16 protein-coding genes are annotated in these 16840 nt (G+C 66.5%); 6 read left to right on the top strand and 10 right to left on the bottom strand.

Annotated features, from left to right (window positions below; translation table 11 throughout):
* Positions 1-4: 4 nt before the first annotated feature.
* From Q0938_RS14925 to Q0938_RS14960, 8 genes are all read right to left on the bottom strand, one after another.
* Positions 5-1333: an ABC transporter permease gene (locus Q0938_RS14925; protein WP_299363891.1), complete on the bottom strand. Its 1329-nt coding sequence runs from the start codon at positions 1331-1333 to the stop codon at positions 5-7.
* 57 nt (positions 1334-1390) lie between these two features.
* A complete protein-coding gene (locus Q0938_RS14930) occupies positions 1391-2488 on the bottom strand; it encodes an ABC transporter substrate-binding protein (protein ID WP_299363893.1) in 1098 nt (365 codons plus the stop codon).
* 100 nt (positions 2489-2588) lie between these two features.
* The gene (locus tag Q0938_RS14935) at positions 2589-3668 is read right to left on the bottom strand and encodes an ABC transporter substrate-binding protein (RefSeq protein ID WP_299363918.1); all 1080 of its coding nucleotides are present in this window, start codon (positions 3666-3668) and stop codon (positions 2589-2591) included.
* A gap of 42 nt (positions 3669-3710) precedes the next feature.
* Entirely contained in the window at positions 3711-4814 is a 1104-nt protein-coding gene (locus tag Q0938_RS14940; protein WP_299363895.1) for an ABC transporter ATP-binding protein, read from the bottom strand.
* Positions 4815-4977: 163 nt separating this feature from the next.
* Positions 4978-6492: a tripartite tricarboxylate transporter permease gene (locus Q0938_RS14945; RefSeq protein WP_299363897.1), complete on the bottom strand. Its 1515-nt coding sequence runs from the start codon at positions 6490-6492 to the stop codon at positions 4978-4980.
* A gap of 1 nt (position 6493) precedes the next feature.
* A complete protein-coding gene (locus Q0938_RS14950) occupies positions 6494-6925 on the bottom strand; it encodes a tripartite tricarboxylate transporter TctB family protein (RefSeq protein WP_299363899.1) in 432 nt (143 codons plus the stop codon).
* Positions 6922-7887, bottom strand: a complete 966-nt coding sequence (locus Q0938_RS14955) for a tripartite tricarboxylate transporter substrate-binding protein (RefSeq protein WP_299363901.1) — start codon at positions 7885-7887, stop codon at positions 6922-6924. The genes Q0938_RS14950 and Q0938_RS14955 overlap by 4 nt, the downstream gene beginning before the upstream one ends.
* Positions 7888-7920: 33 nt before the next feature.
* Complete coding sequence (locus Q0938_RS14960) at positions 7921-8604, bottom strand: GntR family transcriptional regulator (RefSeq protein ID WP_299363903.1); 684 nt, start codon at positions 8602-8604, stop codon at positions 7921-7923.
* 69 nt (positions 8605-8673) lie between these two features.
* Here Q0938_RS14960 and Q0938_RS14965 point away from each other — a divergent pair, with 69 nt between their 5' ends.
* The 6 genes from Q0938_RS14965 to corA all read left to right on the top strand — a co-directional run bounded on the left by Q0938_RS14965 (position 8674) and on the right by corA (position 15343).
* Positions 8674-9624: a hydroxymethylglutaryl-CoA lyase gene (locus Q0938_RS14965; RefSeq protein ID WP_299363904.1), complete on the top strand. Its 951-nt coding sequence runs from the start codon at positions 8674-8676 to the stop codon at positions 9622-9624.
* On the top strand, positions 9617-10819 hold the full coding sequence (locus tag Q0938_RS14970; protein WP_299363905.1) for a CoA transferase: 1203 nt from the start codon (positions 9617-9619) through the stop codon (positions 10817-10819). Before Q0938_RS14965 ends, Q0938_RS14970 begins: the two co-directional genes overlap by 8 nt.
* Positions 10820-11280: 461 nt before the next feature.
* Entirely contained in the window at positions 11281-12150 is an 870-nt protein-coding gene (locus Q0938_RS14975) for a hypothetical protein (protein ID WP_299363907.1), read from the top strand.
* Positions 12089-13330 carry a DUF5801 repeats-in-toxin domain-containing protein gene (locus tag Q0938_RS14980; protein WP_299363920.1) on the top strand — a complete coding sequence of 414 codons (1242 nt, stop codon included), beginning with the start codon at positions 12089-12091 and terminating at the stop codon, positions 13328-13330. The genes Q0938_RS14975 and Q0938_RS14980 overlap by 62 nt, the downstream gene beginning before the upstream one ends.
* Before the next feature lie 115 nt (positions 13331-13445).
* The gene (locus Q0938_RS14985) at positions 13446-13931 is read left to right on the top strand and encodes an HlyD family efflux transporter periplasmic adaptor subunit (RefSeq protein ID WP_299363922.1); all 486 of its coding nucleotides are present in this window, start codon (positions 13446-13448) and stop codon (positions 13929-13931) included.
* 443 nt (positions 13932-14374) lie between these two features.
* Complete coding sequence (gene corA / locus Q0938_RS14990) at positions 14375-15343, top strand: magnesium/cobalt transporter CorA (RefSeq protein WP_299363909.1); 969 nt, start codon at positions 14375-14377, stop codon at positions 15341-15343.
* Between the two features lie 38 nt (positions 15344-15381).
* On the opposite strand, the gene rsgA is transcribed toward corA, so the two are convergent.
* Both rsgA and Q0938_RS19450 read right to left on the bottom strand, forming a co-directional pair.
* Positions 15382-16314, bottom strand: coding sequence for a ribosome small subunit-dependent GTPase A (gene rsgA, locus Q0938_RS14995; RefSeq protein ID WP_299363911.1), 933 nt, complete (start codon positions 16312-16314; stop codon positions 15382-15384).
* A 400-nt stretch (positions 16315-16714) separates the two neighbouring features.
* A partial coding sequence (locus tag Q0938_RS19450; protein WP_366942765.1) for a hypothetical protein occupies positions 16715-16840 on the bottom strand: 126 nt, incomplete at its 5' end.

The following is a 16840-nucleotide window of genomic DNA, read 5'->3' on the forward strand; positions in this document are numbered from 1 at the left end:
ATCCCTATCCCAGCTTAAGATTGTCGATGCCGACCAGCCGGTCATAAAGCCAGTAGAGGATCAGCACCCCGGCCAGCAGCAGCGCGGCCAGCGCCGCGGCCATCGACCAGTTCAGCGTTTCGGTCATGTGCATCGCGATCATGTTGGAGATCAGCTGCCCCGACGATCCGCCCACCAGCGCCGGGGTGATGTAGTACCCGACCGCCAGGATGAAGACCAGCAGCGCCCCTGCCCCCAGCCCCGGCAGCGTCTGCGGGAAATAGATGCGGCGGAACGCGGTCCAACTGGTTGCGCCCAGCGAACGAGCGGCGCGGACATAGCTGGGATTGATGGTCCGCATTACCGAGTACAGCGGCAGGATCATGAAGGGCAGCAGGATATGGGTCATCGCGATGATCGTGCCGGTCTGGTTGTAGATCATCTGCAGGCGACCCTGTTCGCCGATCAGCCCCAGCCAGACCAGCGCGTCGTTGACGACGCCCTGCTGCTGCAGCAGCACGATCCAGGCGGTCGTGCGCACCAGAAGCGAGGTCCAGAACGGCAGCAGGACAAGGATCATCAGCAGGTTCGATCTCCGCATCGGCAGCGTCGCCAGCAGATGCGCGACCGGAAAGCCCAGCACGAAGGTCAGGCCGGTGATCAGCAGCGACAGCCACAACGTCCGCTGGAACAGCATGACGTAGACCTGCCGGTTCTCGGGAACACGGGCCACGTCGCCGGCGCTGTCACGGGTCCGGTCCAGCGCCGCGAGATAAAAGCTGGAGGTGTAGGGCGTGGACGCATTCCGCATCGCGGTCCACAGCTCCTCGTCGGCCCACCGCGGATCCATCTCCAGCAGCGCCTCGCGATGGGGCGGCTCGATCCCGCGCGCCACCTTCCGGCCGGTTGAGGTGAACAGCGACCGCGTGCCGGGAAGCTCGTAGTTGATCCGGGTGCCGACGATGCCGACGGTCCTTGCCTCGGCCGCGGCCGCCATGTCGGCGGCCAGCGCTGCAAACGCGGCCTCGTCCGGCACCGCGCCACGGGGGTTTTCGTCGAACCACGCGCTGACCTGCGGCATGTTGTCGGAAAAGCCCGGGTTCTTTGCCGACCGCTGCAGCATCTGGCCGATCGGCACCACGAAGGTGATCAGCACGAAGGCCAGCAGCGGCAGGACCAGCAGAAATGCCTGCCGGCGCGCACGGCGCCGCGACCGGGTCAGCGCGCGCGCCAGCGGCTGTCCATCGGCGGTGGTCAGCAGCACCCCTTGCGCGTTTGGCCGCGCCTCGGCCGCGGCACCCTGCCCCGCGGCATGGGTGACGATGGCGGCATGCGGATCGAGAGGGGTAGCCATGATCGTCCTTTGTGGCGGTCGGGGCCGCGTGGTCGGCTCGTGGAAAGGCTGGCGGGGTCAGTCCCCGGCAAGCCAGGTCGTGAACCGTTCGGTAAGCTCTGCGTCGTGATCCGTCCAGAACCCCGCGTCCACGGCCAGTGCGCTGCGCAGGTTTTCCGGGGCGGTCGGCAGATGCGGGGCCAATTCGGTGACCCCGTCCTTGTACCGGCCGACCAGCGCCTGAGCCGAGACCCGCGGGGGACCGTAGCTCAGCTGTTCGGCGGCCCGGGCCAGCGGCCTCGGTGCTGTCGAAAACGCCACAAACTCCAGCGCGGCGCTGACGTCGGGTGCGCCCCTGGGGATCATCCAGCCCTCGATCTCATAGACCTGGCCGTCCCACAGGATGGCGAAGGGTCGCCCCTCATCGAACCGCGCGGCGAACAGCCGACCGTTATAGGCCATGGTCATCGCAACCTCGCCATCGGCGAGCAGCTGCACGGGCTGCGCCCCTGCCTCCCACCAGACGATCTGGTCGCGGATGCTGTCCAGTCGCGCAAAGGCACGGTCCAGCCCCTGTGGCGTGGACAGTTCCGCATAGACCCGGTCAGGCGGCACCCCGTCGCCCATCAGCGCCATCTCGAGCGTGAAGCGCGGCTCCTTCAGCACCCCGCGACGGCCAGGGAAGGCGTCAAGGTCGAAGAAGTCGGCCAGTTTGTCCGGCCGGTGCGCGCCCACCCGGGTGGCGTCATAGCCGATCACCGTGGAGTAGACGTCGGTCGCCACGAAGCAGTCGTCAAGACCGCCGGGCAGGAAATCCTGCGCGGCCGGGGTTCCGTCGGCTCCCGGGGCCAGGATGGCCGGGTCGATCGGCTCGGCCAGCCCTTCGGCGCACAACCGATCGGCATCCGCCTGACCGACGCTGGCCAGATCGGCGGTCACGTTCCCGGACGCCACCTGCGCCTTGATCAGCGCGGTCGGGCTGTCGACATCGACGAGCCGCACCGGATACCCGGTCGCTTCGGTGAAGGGTGTGGCATAGGCGACCTGCTGGGCCCGCGTGAAGTCGCCGCCCCAGGTCAGGACGGTAAGCGGCCGCTCGTCTGCCGCCGCCCAGCCCGGAACGGACAGCACCAGCGCAGCCGACAGCGCGAACAGGCAGCGACGTGGCAGGTTCATGCGATTTCCGTCCCTGCTGCCGAACGCATGACGCGACGGCAGCGGCAAGGCCGCGCGGAGCCGGTCAGCCCGGGTTCCGCGCGGCGCCGGTCCATTGCCGTCAGCCGGCCAGCCAGGCGTTGAACCGCTCGCTCAGCTCGCCATCGTGGTCGACCCAGAAATCGAGATCCGAGCCGAGGCCCAGGTCCAGGTTCTCGGGCGAGGTCGGCAGATGCGGGCCCATCGGCTGGTCCTTGCCGGCGATGTTGCCGACCAGCGCGGAGGCCGACGTGCGGGGCGGCCCATAGCTGATCTGCTCGGCCGCCTTGGCAAGCTGCGGCGCCTCGGTGGTGAACGCGATATACTGCATCGCATTGTCCTTGTTCGGCGCGCCCTTCGGCACCACCCAGCCTTCCATCTCGTAGATCTGGCCGTCCCAGATGATCTCGAACGGCTTGCCCTCTTCCATGGCGGCATTGAAGATCCGGCCGTTGAACGCAAAGGCCATGGTGACCTCGCCGTCGGCCAGCAGCTGCGGCGGCTGGGCGCCTGCCTCCCACCAGATCACGTCGTTCTTGATGGTGTCCAGCTTGGCAAAGGCCTGGTCCACGCCCTCAGGGGTCGACAGCACCTCGTAGACCTGGTCGGGCGCCACGCCGTCGGCCATCAGCGCCAGTTCCAGGTTGAACTTGGCCCCTTTGCGCAGCGTGCGCTTGCCCGGGAACTTGGCCGTGTCGAAGAAATCCGCCGCAGCCGCAGGCTTGGCGTCGGGGAACTTGCTGTCATCGTAGGCGAGCACCATCGAGTAGACGTCGGTGGCGACAAAGCAGTCGGTTACCGCGCCCTCGATGAAGTCCTCCTCGGCCGCGGCGCCGTCGGGCGCAGGGGTCAGGATCGCGGGATCGATCTCCTCCAGCATGCCCTCGTCGCACAGCCGCACCGCATCGGCATATTCGACCGAGGCCACGTCCGCCGTCACGTTGCCGGCCTGGACCATCGCCTTGATCGGGGTCGCGGGATTGTCCGCATCGCTGACCACGACGCGGATCCCAGTCTTTTCCTCGAACGGCTTGTTGTAGGCGACCTGGTGCGACTGACCATAGGCACCGCCCCAGTCGAGGACATTCAGCACCTGATCCTGCGCCAGCGCGGGGCCGGCCAGGCCGGCGATCGCCGTGGTCACGATCAATGTCTGTTTCAGCTTCATCTCTCACCTCCCAAGGAAAACGGTTCTTTCAGGACATCATACCGGGTCCAGGGCCCGTGCGTCCTGCGGGTGCCAGCCGACCCGGATTTTCTGGCCTGGGGACAGGCGAACCTGACCCAGCGTATTGCGATACTTCATCACGAAGTCATTCGTGCCCGCGACCCGCATCCGGGCACGAAAGATGTCGCCCATGTAGATCACCTCGGCCACCTCGGCCTCGACCGTGTGCGCGCCGCTGGGCATCAGTTCGGGCTTGAACTCGACCCGTTCCGGGCGGATCGACACCAGCGTCGACTGACCGACGTCGCGGATGTTCACGGCGGTGGCATCGATCAGCTCGCCATTGCCCAGGCGGACCAGCGCGGCCACCCCGTCCAGCCGCTCGATGGTGCCATGCAGGGCGTTGTTCTCGCCGATGAAGCCGGCGACAAAGCTGTTTTCGGGGGCCTCGTACAGTTCGGACGGGGTGGCCAGCTGCTGGATGCGACCGTCGTTGAAGACGGCGATCCGGTCGGACATCGTCAGCGCCTCGCCCTGATCGTGGGTCACGTAGACGACGGTGATGCCCAGCCGTTCGTGCAGCGCCTTGATCTCGAACTGCATGTGCTCGCGCAGCTGCTTGTCCAGGGCGCCCAGCGGCTCGTCCATCAGGACCAGCTTGGGATCGAACACCAGCGCCCGCGCCAGCGCGATGCGCTGCTGCTGGCCGCCCGACAGCTGCGCGGGACGGCGGGTCTTGAACGCGCCCATCTGCACCATGTCCAGCGCCCGCACGACCCGGGCCTCGCGCTCGGCCCGCCCCATGCCGCGCACCTCCAGCGGAAAGGACAGGTTCTCGCCCACCGTCATGTGCGGGAACAGGGCATAGTTCTGGAACACCATGCCAATCCCGCGGCGGTGCGGAGGCACCTGGTTGATCGGCTGGCCGTCCAGCCGGATCTCTCCGTGGGTTGCCGTCTCGAATCCGGCCAGCATCATCAGGCAGGTCGTCTTGCCGGACCCCGACGGACCAAGCATGGTCAGGAATTCGCCCTTGCCGATGGACAGGTTCAGGTCTTTGACGACCAGAGTCTGGCCGTCATAGCTTTTCTGCACGTGATCGAAGACGACAAAGCCATTGGTGCCGGCTGTGGCTGTCAACGCGGTCTCCCTGTCGGTCGTTTCCTGGTCGCGGCTGCGCGCGGCCAGACTATGCAGCCGCCCCGATGCTTTGCAACGCATAATCCCGGCGGTCGGGGTCGGGTTACAGGTGCGGGCGCTTCGGTCAGCGGCAAGCCAGGCCAACGCACGGCGGCGCTTTCGCTCAGTCCTCCGACACGTCACTGTCCGCCAGCAGCGCAGGCGTCCGCCGCGACAACCACAGCGACAGCGACAGGAAGGCCAGCGTGACCCCATAGATCACCAGCGCGATCCGGCTTTCGAACAGGACCATGAAATCGCCGCCCGAGATCGACAGGGCCCGGCGCAGGTTGTTTTCCATGTCCATGCCGAGCAGCAGCCCCAGCACCACGGGGATCAGCGAGAAGTCCAGCTTGCGCAGGACATAGCCGAGGATCCCGAAGCCCACCATGATCAGCAGGTCGAAGACCGCATGGGTGATCGCGTAGACGCCCAGAAAGCTGATCACCACGACCAGCGGCATCAGCGCCCAGACCGGCATCGCGAGCATCCGCGTGAACAGCCCGATCAGCGGCAGGTTCAGCACCAGCAGCACCAGATTGGCCAGATACAGCGACGCGACCAGTCCCCAGACCAGATCGGGGTTCCGCTCGAACAGCAGCGGGCCGGGCTGCACGTTGAGGGAGATCAGCATCGCCAACATCACCGCCGTGGTACCCGACCCGGGCACGCCCAGCGTCAGCATCGGGATCAGCGCCCCGCCGCTGGCGGCATTGTTGCCGGCCTCGGGCGCCGCGACGCCGCGCGGATCGCCCTTGCCGAACGTGCCTTTCTTGTCGCTGAGGCGCTTTTCCAGCCCATAGGACAGGACAGCGCCCAGCGATGCGCCGGCGCCGGGCAGGATGCCCGCGACGAAGCCTACCACCGATCCGCGCAGCGACGCCCCCATGCCGATCGTCAGGCTGCGCCAGCGCGGCAGCAGGTTGCCCTTGGGCACCTTGGGTCCACCGGTCAGCTTTTCCTCGAGGAAAAACAGGATCTCGGAAATCGCGAACAGACCAACCAGCGCGACGATCGGGTCGAAGCCGTCATACAGGTTGAACGAGCCGAAGGTATAGCGCGCCACCCCCGTCGCAGGATCGAGGCCGACAGTCGCCAGCATCAGGCCCAGCAGGGCGGCGAGCAGCGTCTTGCGGGGATCCGCCCCGGCGATGCCGCCGATCGTGGCAAAGGCCATCACATAGAGCGCGAAATAATCTGCCGGGCCGAAATGGATCGCGGCCTTGGCCAGCATCGGCGCGAACAGCGTCAGGCCGATGGTGGCGAGTGTCGCGCCGACGAAGGACGCCATTCCCGAGATCGCCAGCGCATCGGCCGCCTGCCCCTTCACGGCCATCGGGTAACCATCGAGCGTGGTCATCAGCGCAGGCTCGTCGCCCGGGATGTTCATGAGGATGGCGGTGATCCGGCCTCCATACATGCAGCCGTAGTAGATCGCCGACAGCAGGATCATCGCCGAGGTCGGGTTGAGCCCAAGCGCAAAGGTCAGCGGGATCAGGATCGCCACGCCGTTGACCGGCCCGATCCCCGGAAGCGCGCCGATCAGCGTGCCGAGGAAACAGCCGCCAAAGATCAGCGCCAGATTCAGCGGCAGGATCGCGACCGAGAACCCGGCCATCAGAGAGGAAAGCGTGTCCATGTCAGCCGAACGCCGTCCCCAGCAGCGGCAGCGGCAGCCCCATCACCCTGTCGAACAGCAGGTAGAGCGCGGGGGCCGCGACGGCTGCGGTCAGAACCGCCGGGACGGGCGGGGCCTGCATCAGCAGCGACAGGCCAAGCAGGACGGCAAAGCTGGTCGGGACGAAGCCCAGAGGCTCCAGCAGCAGGGCATAGCCGATCAGGATCGCCACCGCGGCGGCCTGCCGGATCATCCCGTCACGCCCCGCCCATCGCGCATTGTGTCCCGGCCAGATGACCAGGGCGAGCCCCAGCACGACGGCCGGGATGCCCACCACCCGGGGAAAGATGGCGGGCCCGAGCGGGTCGCCGAAACTTGCCGTGTATCCCGCCGACAGCCATACATAACCGGCTGCCAACAGGACAAAGGCCAGGCCGGCCACCCGGTCTGTCACTGAATGACCCCGATCTGACGCGAGATCTCGGCCATCTGCTGTTCCTGCTCGGCGACATAGGCGGCGAACTCCTCGCCTCCGCGCCAGATCGGTTCGAGCCCACTAGATTTGGCGACCTCCTGCCAGCCCTCGCTTTCATAGAGTTTCTGCAGCTTCTCGACCCAGGCCGCGTAATCCTCGTCGCTGACCTCGCCGCCCGTGTAGAAGCCGCGCCAGTTGTACCCGGTCACGTCATACCCCAGCGACTTGGCCGTCGGGATGTCGGGAAACGCCGACACCGGTTCGTCCGACATGACCGCAAGAATGCGGATGTCGCCCGACTCGACGAAGCCCTTGATTTCCCCCAGATCGGTCGCGACCAGACCAACCTGGCCGCCCATCATCTGCGTGACCGCAGGGCTGCCGCCGTCGAACTGGACCCAGCGGATCTTGTCGAGCCCCTCGACTCCGGCGGCCTGTGCGAGCAGTAGCAGACGGATATGGTCCCACCCGCCTGCCCCGGACGACCCCGAGGTGACGACCGAGGTCGGATCCTCCTTCAGCGCGTTCAGCAGATCGTCGAGCGTCTGGTACTCGCTGTCCTTGGCGACCGCGATCACGCCCACGTCGGCCCCCAGCATGGCCAGCCAGCGCATCTGGTCGATGCCGCCGGGATACTTGCCCTGGGCGATCTGGGTGATCCCCACGGTCGAGGTGGCGACAAGCAGATCGCCGTCGTCCGCCCGCTTGCCCGCGACGTTGGCAAAGGCCACGGCGCCGACCCCGCCGGGCATGTTCGTCACCTGCACGTTGCCGTCGACCAGCCCTTCGGCAGTCAGCAGGCGCCCGACCTCGCGGCAGGTGAAGTCCCATCCGCCGCCCGGATCGGCCGGTGCGATGCATTCGGCGGCCATTGCCGGCAGCGCCAGAAACAGCCCGGCCGCCAGCCCGGCAGCGCGCAGGACGTTCGTCTTGGTGATCATGCTTTCTCCTCCCTGGAATGTTGCATGTTGTCGTTATCCGTTGATCACGCCGCGCCGACCGATGAAGCGGCGGGCGGTTTCGATCGCGTCCAGAACTTCTTGCCGCACCGCGGCCGAATGCGCCAGCGCCGCCTGTGCCGCGCCCTCGCCGTCGCCCGCGCAGATCAGGTCCAGGATCTCGCCGTGTTCGCGGTGCGTCGTGTTGCGGCCCTCTTCGGATGCAAAGGACAGCCAGCGCGCGCGCAGCGTCCGCATGGTCATGTCCTGCATGGCCGCCACGATGCAGCGATTGCGGGTCAGGGCCGCACAGCGCACGTGGAAATCGAGGCCCATGTTCAGCCAGCGTTCAGGCGTGAACTCGGCATGACTGGTGTCGATGCTGTGCCGGATCGCGGCGGTTTCCGCCGGCGTCGCGAATTCGGCAGCCAGCCGCATCGCCTGCGGCTCGACAATGTCGCGAAAGGCGAAGAGTTCGACGATTGCCGCCAGATCGAACGGTGCAACGGCGTGACTGCGCCCCTCGCGCACCACCAGTCCGTCGCGCTGCAGATGGAACAGCGCCTCGCGGATCGGCGTGCGCGAGACCTCGAACTGGCTTTCCAGCGCGCGCTCGCTGATCGGCTCGCCCGGCACCAACTCCAGCGACAGGATCGCAAAGCGCAGTTCGGACAGCAGGTCCCGATCCTTCGCGTGGTGCGTTGCTGCTGCTGCGATCATTGACGCCTCCCTCGTCGGTGGTATACCGATCCGGCATCCACATGCAAAGCCGTTTTCCGAGGAGATGACATGGCCAGCGTACCGGGCTTTCCCGATCAGGCGACCATCACCGAAGTTGGCCCCCGCGACGGGCTGCAGTCCGAGCCGGTATTCGTCCCGACCGAGAGCAAGATCGCGCTGATCCAGGCGCTGCTGGACGCCGGTCTGCGGCGGTTCGAGATCACCTCGTTCGTGTCGCCCCGCGCGGTGCCGCAGATGCGCGACGCCGCCGAGGTGATGGCCGCCTTTCGCGATCGCTCGGATGCGCATCTGACCGCGCTGGTGCCGAATGCGCGCGGGGCCGGCGCGGCGATCGAGGCCGGGGTGGACGCGATGGTGCTGTTCGCCTCGGCGTCCGAAAGCCACAACCTGAAGAACGTGAACCGCTCGCGCGCGCAGTCGCTGGAGGGGTTTGCCGAAATCGCGAAACTGGCCCAGGGCACCGGCGTCGCCCTGCAGGGTGCCATCGCCACGGCCTTCGGCTGCCCCTTCGAGGGCGAGGTGCCGGTCGCCGCGGTGGTGGACATGGCCCGCGCCTATCGCGATCTGGGCATGCGCCATGTGACACTGGGCGACACCACCGGCATGGCAACGCCGGCGCTGGTCATCGAACGGGTCGACGCGCTGCGCGCGGCCGTGCCCGAGGTCGAGCTCGCCCTGCACTTCCACAACACGCGGGGCGTCGGGCTGGCCTGCGCCTATGCCGGGCTGTCGCTGGGGATCACCCATTACGAATCCAGCATCGGGGGACTGGGTGGCTGCCCCTTCGTGCCCCGTGCGACCGGGAACGTCGCGACCGAGGACCTGGTCTATCTGCTGCACGAATCCGGCGTCGCCACGGGCACCGATCTGGACGGGCTGATCGCCGCGGCCGAGTTGGCCGAACGGTTCGTCGGGCACGAATTGTCGGGACAGGTGATGAAGGCCGGGCCGCGGCTGAAGACGGCACCCATGGACAGCGTGAGGACCGCCAATGGCTGAGCCCGCGAAAGGTCCCCTGGACGGGTTGCGCGTCATCGACCTGACCCGCGTTCTGTCCGGCCCGTTCTGCACGATGATCCTGGGAGATCTGGGCGCCGATATCGTCAAGATTGAACCGCCCAAGGGTGATCCGGTGCGCGCGCAAGGCACCATGACCGAGGGGCATTCAGGCTATTTCGCAGGCTTCAACCGCAACAAGCGGTCGGTCGTGCTGGACCTCTACAGCGATCGGGGCCGCGAGGTGCTGCGCCGGTTGCTGTCCGACGCCGATGTGCTGGTCGAGAACTTCCGCCCCGGCACCCTGGACAGGATGGGGCTGGACCAGGCCGCGCTGAAGGCGCTGAACCCGCGCCTGATCGTGGCCAGCATCAACGGTTATGGCAGCACCGGGCCCTATGTGGATCGCCCCGCCTTCGACTTCATCGCCCAGGCGATGAGCGGGTTCATGAGCGTCAACGGCGAGCGCGACGGCCCGCCCATGCGCGCGGCCCCCCCGGTCAGCGATCTGGCCGCCGGGATCTATGCTGCCGTGGGCGTGCTGGCCGCGGTGATCGGGCGCGAGCGGACCGGCGGGGGCCAGACGGTCGAGGTCGCGATGGTGAACGGTCTGCTCAGCATCATGGCCTATATCGCGTCGGAGTATTTCGCGACCAACAAGGTGCCCGAACGCACCGGGAACGATCATCCGCTGGTCTATCCCTATGGGCTGTTCCAATGCTCGGACGGGCAGATCGCCGTGGCGAACTCGCACGACCAGATCCTGCAGCGGTTCCTGGAAACACTGGATCTGGGCTGGGTCATGTCGGACCCGCGCTATGACACCAACCCCAAGCGGATGGCCCGACGGGAGGAACTGCGCGACCTGATCGACGGTCGGATGGCAGGGAACAGCCGCGACCACTGGCTGGGTGTTCTGAATGCAGCCGGCGTCCCATGCGGGCTGGTGCAGGATCTGGCGCAGGTCTTTGCCGATCCGCAGATCAAGGCTCAGGAGATGGTGATCGAGGCCCCGGTGCAGGATGGCCCGGCGCTGCGGGTCCTGGGTTTCCCGGTCAAGCTGGGCACGACGCCCTGCGCCGTCCGCCGGCCCGTGCCGCGCCTCGGCGGGGGAACGGCCGAGGTCCTGGCCGAGGCGGGATACGATGCCGAGGAGATCGCCGATCTGGCCAGGGCCAGCGCGATCGGACTGGGGTAACCCGGATCAGCCAGATCAGCCTGCGCGGAGGCCCCGGCTCGCGCAGCCAGGCTGGACGGGCGCTGGGCGACCGCCCGGACCTGTGAGGCGGATGACATGCTCCATCAAGAATCCTGACACCCCCGCTGCGTGACGTAGTGCAGAGGTCGGATCACTAATTCAATCGACATCGAAGCCCGACAACGCCGGTCTCCGATAGCAACGTCCAGTGCCTTTTGACAAGCGCCCCGATGGTGATCGGGTCCGACTCGCTGATGTGGGTCGGCGACGATCTTTGCCGCACGCACGACGCTGGATGCTCCACAGAGAAGACGCCTTCACCTCGGACCAGAGGAGGAAACAGTCATGTCCGAGTTACTACTTATCGAAGTAACCGAACGCTCGTCACCCATGACGAGACGGCCGGGTGGCAGAACAGCGTTGCAACGCAGGCCCCGGTCAGGGACGCGGATGACGACGATGTGCTTTATTCATCGATCCCGTCCGCCTTTGCTACGCGGCTGAGGGCGCTGAGTGCGCTGGCGACGGCGATCGGGGCGGCCGAAAGTTCCGGAAACGTCGTCACCTTCACCCCGACCGGGGAACTGGGCAACGTGGCGCTGACCGATGCCAACGGCGACCTGCTCGACGGCACCGACAGCGGGCTGGTGACGACGGCGGGCGAAGCCATGCTGCTCTACACCTACACGACCAACGACAACGACCCGATCAACGACAACATCGTTCTCGGCCGCGCGGGCGGACCCACGGGCGACATCGTGTTCGCCATCTGTCTCGAAGAGACGGGCGGAACGCCGCCCGAGAGCGCTAAGCTCTGGACCGTCCAGTACGAGGCGATCGACCACGGCGACGACGGCAACGACCATGACAGCGCGGTCGACCTGCTGAACAAGATCTACGTCACGGCATCCGAGTCGTTCGTGTTCCCGTTGGACACGCTGGCCTCGGGGCAGAACGCCTGGAGCGTCTTCGGGACAGATGCGAGCCAGATCATCGTCATTCCCGACCAGGCGGGCCAGACCGTCAATACCAGTCAAGGCGGTGGCTCGACGACGATAGCCAACTCCAACCAGCTGATGGACGGCGTCGGGTCGTCCGAAGACGCCGACGGCAACGCCCTGGTCTTCACGTTCGTGTCGAACTCGCCGGGCCTCTTCGCGCTCGACAAGAAGGTGACCAGCGACATCACCTATGACTCGCTGCTGCCGTCAACGGGGGCCGAGTGGTCGATCTCGCAGACGCAGGGCGGCTCGGACTACGCCGTTGTCGATGGAGGCACTCTCGACGGCGAAGGAGACCGGCACGAGCTTCGTATCGGGCCTGGAGAATGACACCACCGTTGCGATCAACACGGTCACGATCACGGACGGCAATGGCACCCTTTGGCTGGAGGCGAAAGACAGTGATCTCGACACCACCACGCCCGAGACCGACTACGTGTTGCGGACGGTCGGCAAGGGCGGCAACCAGAAGTCATTCGATCTGGAAGTCACCTTCCACGGCGACGGCACCGTGACGGTCAGCGGCCTCCAAGCCAAGGACACGATCACCTACACGACCGTGGGGCAGCACAACCGGGTCGAGCTCTGGAACAGCGGCGACGACGCCACCACGCTCGACTGGGACATCGGCGGGTTCCGGCTGACGGAGGTCGCCGCCGACACGGACGAGATCGGATCGAAGATCTTCTTCGAGGACGACGGGCCCTCGATCGCCGCCGGCACCGACCCGAACGCGCTGACGGTGGACGAGACGACGCTGGGCACCGACGATTCAGGCAGCTTCGCCGGGCTCTTCAGCGTATCCTACGGCGCCGACGGGCAGGCGGCCACGGGGCCGCTGACCTATGCCCTGGGCATCGGGGTCGCGGACGCCAACAGCGGTCTGGTCGATACCGCCACGGGCAATTCGGTATTCCTGTTCCTGTCGGCGGACGGCACGACGATCACCGGCAAGGAGGGAACGAGCCTCGCCGATGCCGGGACCGGGACCGGGACCGGGACCGGCGACACCGTGTTCGTCATCGGCGTCAACGCCAGCACCGGCGTGGGGTCGCTCGACCAGCAGCGGGCCGTGATGCACTCGGCGAATACCGGCCCGGACGAGGCCGTGACGCTGGCCGACGGGGTCATCACCCTGAGCGCCACCGCGAAGGACGGCGATCTCGACACCGCCAGCCGCACCGAGAACGTGGGCGACCGCTTCACCTTCAAGGACGATGCGCCGACCGCGGGAGCGAATACGGCGGTGCAACTCGATGACGAAACGGCACAAACCACGCGGGCAGCCCCGAATGTCGGCGGAACTGGCGATGCAAGCGGTACAGCTGCGACTGCCACCGGCACGTTGACCCACAACTTCGGGGCCGATGGAGCCGGAACGGTTCTTCTGACCGGTGCCACGCTGCCGGCCGTCGGGGGCTTCAGCCAGATTCTGAGCGCTGACGGGACAACGCTGACGATCAGCCAGACCCAGAATGGCGTTTCGGTCGATGTGATTAGCATTAGGTGACGAACACCGCGACGGGCGCCTACACGATCACGCATCTGGCGCAGGTGTTTCACCCGAGGCGATCACGACGGAACTGGCCGACATCCGTCGGGTTCTTGCCGAGCTCAGGGGTCAGCTGCCCTCGCGCGAGGACATCCTTCAGCGCACGGTCGTGCGTTCGCCGATCAGCGGCACCGTCATGAACCTGCGGGCCACGACCGAGGGCGGGGTGATCGGTCCCGGCGACCCGTTGCTGGAGATCGTCCCGGACGCTGCGAAGTTGATCATCAATGCCCGCGTCCAGCCGAACGACATCGAGCGCGTCACGCCGGGCATGCAGGCGCGCGTGGTCCTGACCGCCTACAAGCAGCGCGGTCGGCCGCTGATCCACGGAACGCTGCAATCGATTTCGGCCGATGCATTGACCGACGAGCGAAGCGGGCTGAGCTATTTCTTGGCCAGGGTCGAGGTGGCGCCCGAGGACCTCGAGACACTTGCCCGCATCCAACTCGTTCCCGGGATGCCGGCGGAAGTGATGCTGCTCGATGGCGAGCAAAGCCTGGCCCGGTATCTTCTTGCCCCGTTGCTGGAAAGCCGGCGCCGGAGTTTGGTAGAGCGATAAGGGCAATGGTTGAGGTAAGCGTGACAAGGTCATGCGGGAGATCAAGCGCCCGGTCTTTTCCCTGCTCGATCGCGGCCCACTTTACGGGAGCTGCACGCTGCCGTCCTAGGAACGCGGTGGAAAGGCTGGCGGCCAAACCGCATAGGTTGCACATGAGCGACACGATCATCGAGGAATACGAGGAATACGCGGCCGAGACGTGAGAGCAATCGTGGCTGTCTTTGGCCTAGACAGCATCATCGCATTGCGCCTTTCAGGACATTCCACCCGGTGCAAAGGGGTAATGCCCCGGTGGAGACTGCTTCTGCCCGTCCGGCGCTGTTCTCCAAACTCCAGACCGGCTATTCACCACCGGCAGCAACAAGGATGATCGTGCTCTTGCGGGGCGCAAGGAAAGCTACGGCCCGCCACCTTCCTGTCCTGCCCCTCGTCAAGGAACATCCATGGTCCAGACCTACAGCATCGCCCAAGGCCGCCTGCATGCCGACGACATTGCCGCTGGCCCGGACCTGAGCGCCACCTGGATCGACCTGCTGAACCCGACACCGGATGAGGCGAAAACCCTAGGCGATCATCTCGGCATCAGCATTCCGGACCGCGCCGACATGGAGGAGATCGAGCTGTCCTCGCGGCTCTTCTGGGAAAACGGCGCCGCCTTCATGACGGCCATCCTGCCGGCAGGGACGGATGGAGACGACCCGGAGATGGCCCCGGTGTCGTTCATTCTGAGCGGCAAGCAACTGATCACCGTCCGCTATCACGACCCCCGCGCCTTCGCGACCTTCCCGACCCAGGCGCAGAGGATGGCGATGGAGCTGCCGGATGCGGACACCATTCTGATGGCGCTGTTCGAGGCGATCATCGACAGGCTCGCCGACGTGCTGGAGAGGGCAGGCCACGACATCGATGCGGTCTCGGCCACGATCTTCCGCAAGGCTGACACAACGGCAGCGCCTCGAGATTTCAGGGGCGTGCTCGAGAAGATCGGTCGCAAGGGGGACCTGAACTCCAACATCCGGGACAGCCTGGTGACGATGGAGCGACTGGTGAGCTTTCTTGGCCATGTCGCGTCCGAACGCGCGTGGGGCCCGGACCTGCGCGAGCGCGTCAAGACACTGTCGGAGGATGCCCGCTCGCTCACCGACCATTCCGGGTTCCTGTCGCAGAAGATCACCTTCATGCTCGATGCCAGCCTCGGCATGATCAACATCGAGCAGAACGCGACCATCAAGATCTTCTCGGTCGTCGCCGTCATCTTCCTGCCGCCGACGCTGATCGCCTCCATCTACGGCATGAACTTCACCTACATGCCCGAACTGTCGTGGCTGTTCGGCTATCCCTTCGCCATCGGGCTGATGATCGCCGCGGCGATCCTGCCCTATCTCTACTTCAAGTACCGTCGCTGGCTTTGATGCCGCGGCGCGCATCTGGTCCGCAACTGGCCGGGCGCTCAGCGCCCCTTGCCGCGGAAATTCAAGGTCCTGTTGCCGCGGGGCCCGGACGCGACGGGCGTGTTGGACCGGTTTTCCGCCTGCAGCTTGCGCCAGCGTTCGAGGCGCGCCGGATCGATCCTTCCGCCTGACACGGCTGCCTGGACCGCACAGCCGGGCTCGTGCGCATGGGTGCAGTCGCGGAAGCGACACGCGGGCGCAAGCTCCGACACCTCCGCAAACAGCAGGTCCAGTCCATCCGACATGTCGCTGACCTGCAGCGCCCGGATTCCCGGCGTGTCGATCACCCAGCCGCCGCCGGCAATGGCATGGAGCGAGCGGGACGTGGTGGTATGACGCCCCTTGGCGTCAGCCTCACGGACGCTGCCGGTCGGCTGTGCGTCTTCCGGCGCTTTGGCTGACAGCACGTTCAGCAGAGAGGACTTCCCTACCCCGGAGGATCCGACCAGGGCGACCGTCTGACCGGGGGCACACCATGGAGCGAGTACCAGTGCGGCGTCCGGCGATTTCGCATTCACCGTGACGACGGCAAGGTCGCGCTGCAGGGCAGCCGCCCTCTCCCGATAGGGGCTGGCATCGGCGACCTGGTCAGCCTTGGTCAGAACGATCACCGGCGTCGTCCCGGCCTCGTTCGCCAAGGCCAGGTACCGCTCGAGCCGCGCGGGGTTCAGGTCGTCATTGCAGGAGGAAACGATGAAGAGGGTGTCGATGTTCGCAGCGATCAGTTGCGGCCCTCGCCCGCCCTCCGTGCGCCGTTGCAGCAAGGTCTTGCGATCGAGCCGACGGACAAGCATCCGGGTGTCAGGCTCCACCAGAACCCAATCCCCCACGGCAAGGTCCGCGGTACTGGCCTTGCCTGGAAGCTTCAGCCTGACTGAACCGGCTGGGGACTCAGCGGTCGCTCTGGCCCGATGGACGGTCGCGATCCGCATCGAGGTCAGAGCGGCCTCGGCGGGTTGCAGCTGGTCGCCGAAAAACCTCGACCATCCGAGGGCCGATAGCGAGAGCGGCTGCTGATCTGACGAACGGGTCACAGCCCTGTTTGGGCGCTACAGCGCACTGACGCAAGGTTCGAACCGCGGACTTCCCGCATTTGACAGTCCGGCTGTTCCCGGAGGTGTCAGGGCTGCTAGATGCCCGCAACTCGCCCCATCTGCCTCCTCCACACCCTAAATCCAACTGGCTCATAGGTGGACGCGAAAGGCCCGCCAGCAGGCCGAGCGCGCCGTGGAGCAAGGCGCGGACCACGTCGGTTGGGTGAGACAGAGGGTGAGCGCGAGCGGCCTGCTGCTGAGGTGCGGGACGGTCGGCGGGGGCTAGGTCGGCGGCCGCTCAGATATGCAGCGCGTGGCCCAGAGCGCGCAGGCAGGCCTCGTGCAGCGCTTCGCCGCGGGTCGGATGGGCGTGGATCGTGCCGGCGATGTCCTCGAGCCGGGCGCCCATTTCCAGCGCCAGGGC

It is taken from the genome of uncultured Paracoccus sp., from assembly GCF_947496875.1.
In the GTDB taxonomy this organism is placed as follows: Bacteria; Pseudomonadota; Alphaproteobacteria; order Rhodobacterales; family Rhodobacteraceae; genus Paracoccus.

Bases quoted from the DNA above. Each gene is read 5' to 3' on its own strand.
- Q0938_RS14925 (WP_299363891.1), bottom strand. From the start codon at position 1,333: ATGGCTACCCCTCTCGATCCGCATGCCGCCATCGTCACCCATGCCGCG.
- Q0938_RS14930 (WP_299363893.1), bottom strand. From the start codon at position 2,488: ATGAACCTGCCACGTCGCTGCCTGTTCGCGCTGTCGGCTGCGCTGGTG.
- Q0938_RS14945 (WP_299363897.1), bottom strand. From the start codon at position 6,492: ATGGACACGCTTTCCTCTCTGATGGCCGGGTTCTCGGTCGCGATCCTG.
- Q0938_RS14955 (WP_299363901.1), bottom strand. From the start codon at position 7,887: ATGATCACCAAGACGAACGTCCTGCGCGCTGCCGGGCTGGCGGCCGGG.
- Q0938_RS14960 (WP_299363903.1), bottom strand. From the start codon at position 8,604: ATGATCGCAGCAGCAGCAACGCACCACGCGAAGGATCGGGACCTGCTG.
- Q0938_RS14965 (WP_299363904.1), top strand. From the start codon at position 8,674: ATGGCCAGCGTACCGGGCTTTCCCGATCAGGCGACCATCACCGAAGTT.
- Q0938_RS14970 (WP_299363905.1), top strand. From the start codon at position 9,617: ATGGCTGAGCCCGCGAAAGGTCCCCTGGACGGGTTGCGCGTCATCGAC.
- Q0938_RS14980 (WP_299363920.1), top strand. From the start codon at position 12,089: ATGGAGGCACTCTCGACGGCGAAGGAGACCGGCACGAGCTTCGTATCG.
- corA (WP_299363909.1), top strand. From the start codon at position 14,375: ATGGTCCAGACCTACAGCATCGCCCAAGGCCGCCTGCATGCCGACGAC.
- rsgA (WP_299363911.1), bottom strand. From the start codon at position 16,314: ATGCGGATCGCGACCGTCCATCGGGCCAGAGCGACCGCTGAGTCCCCA.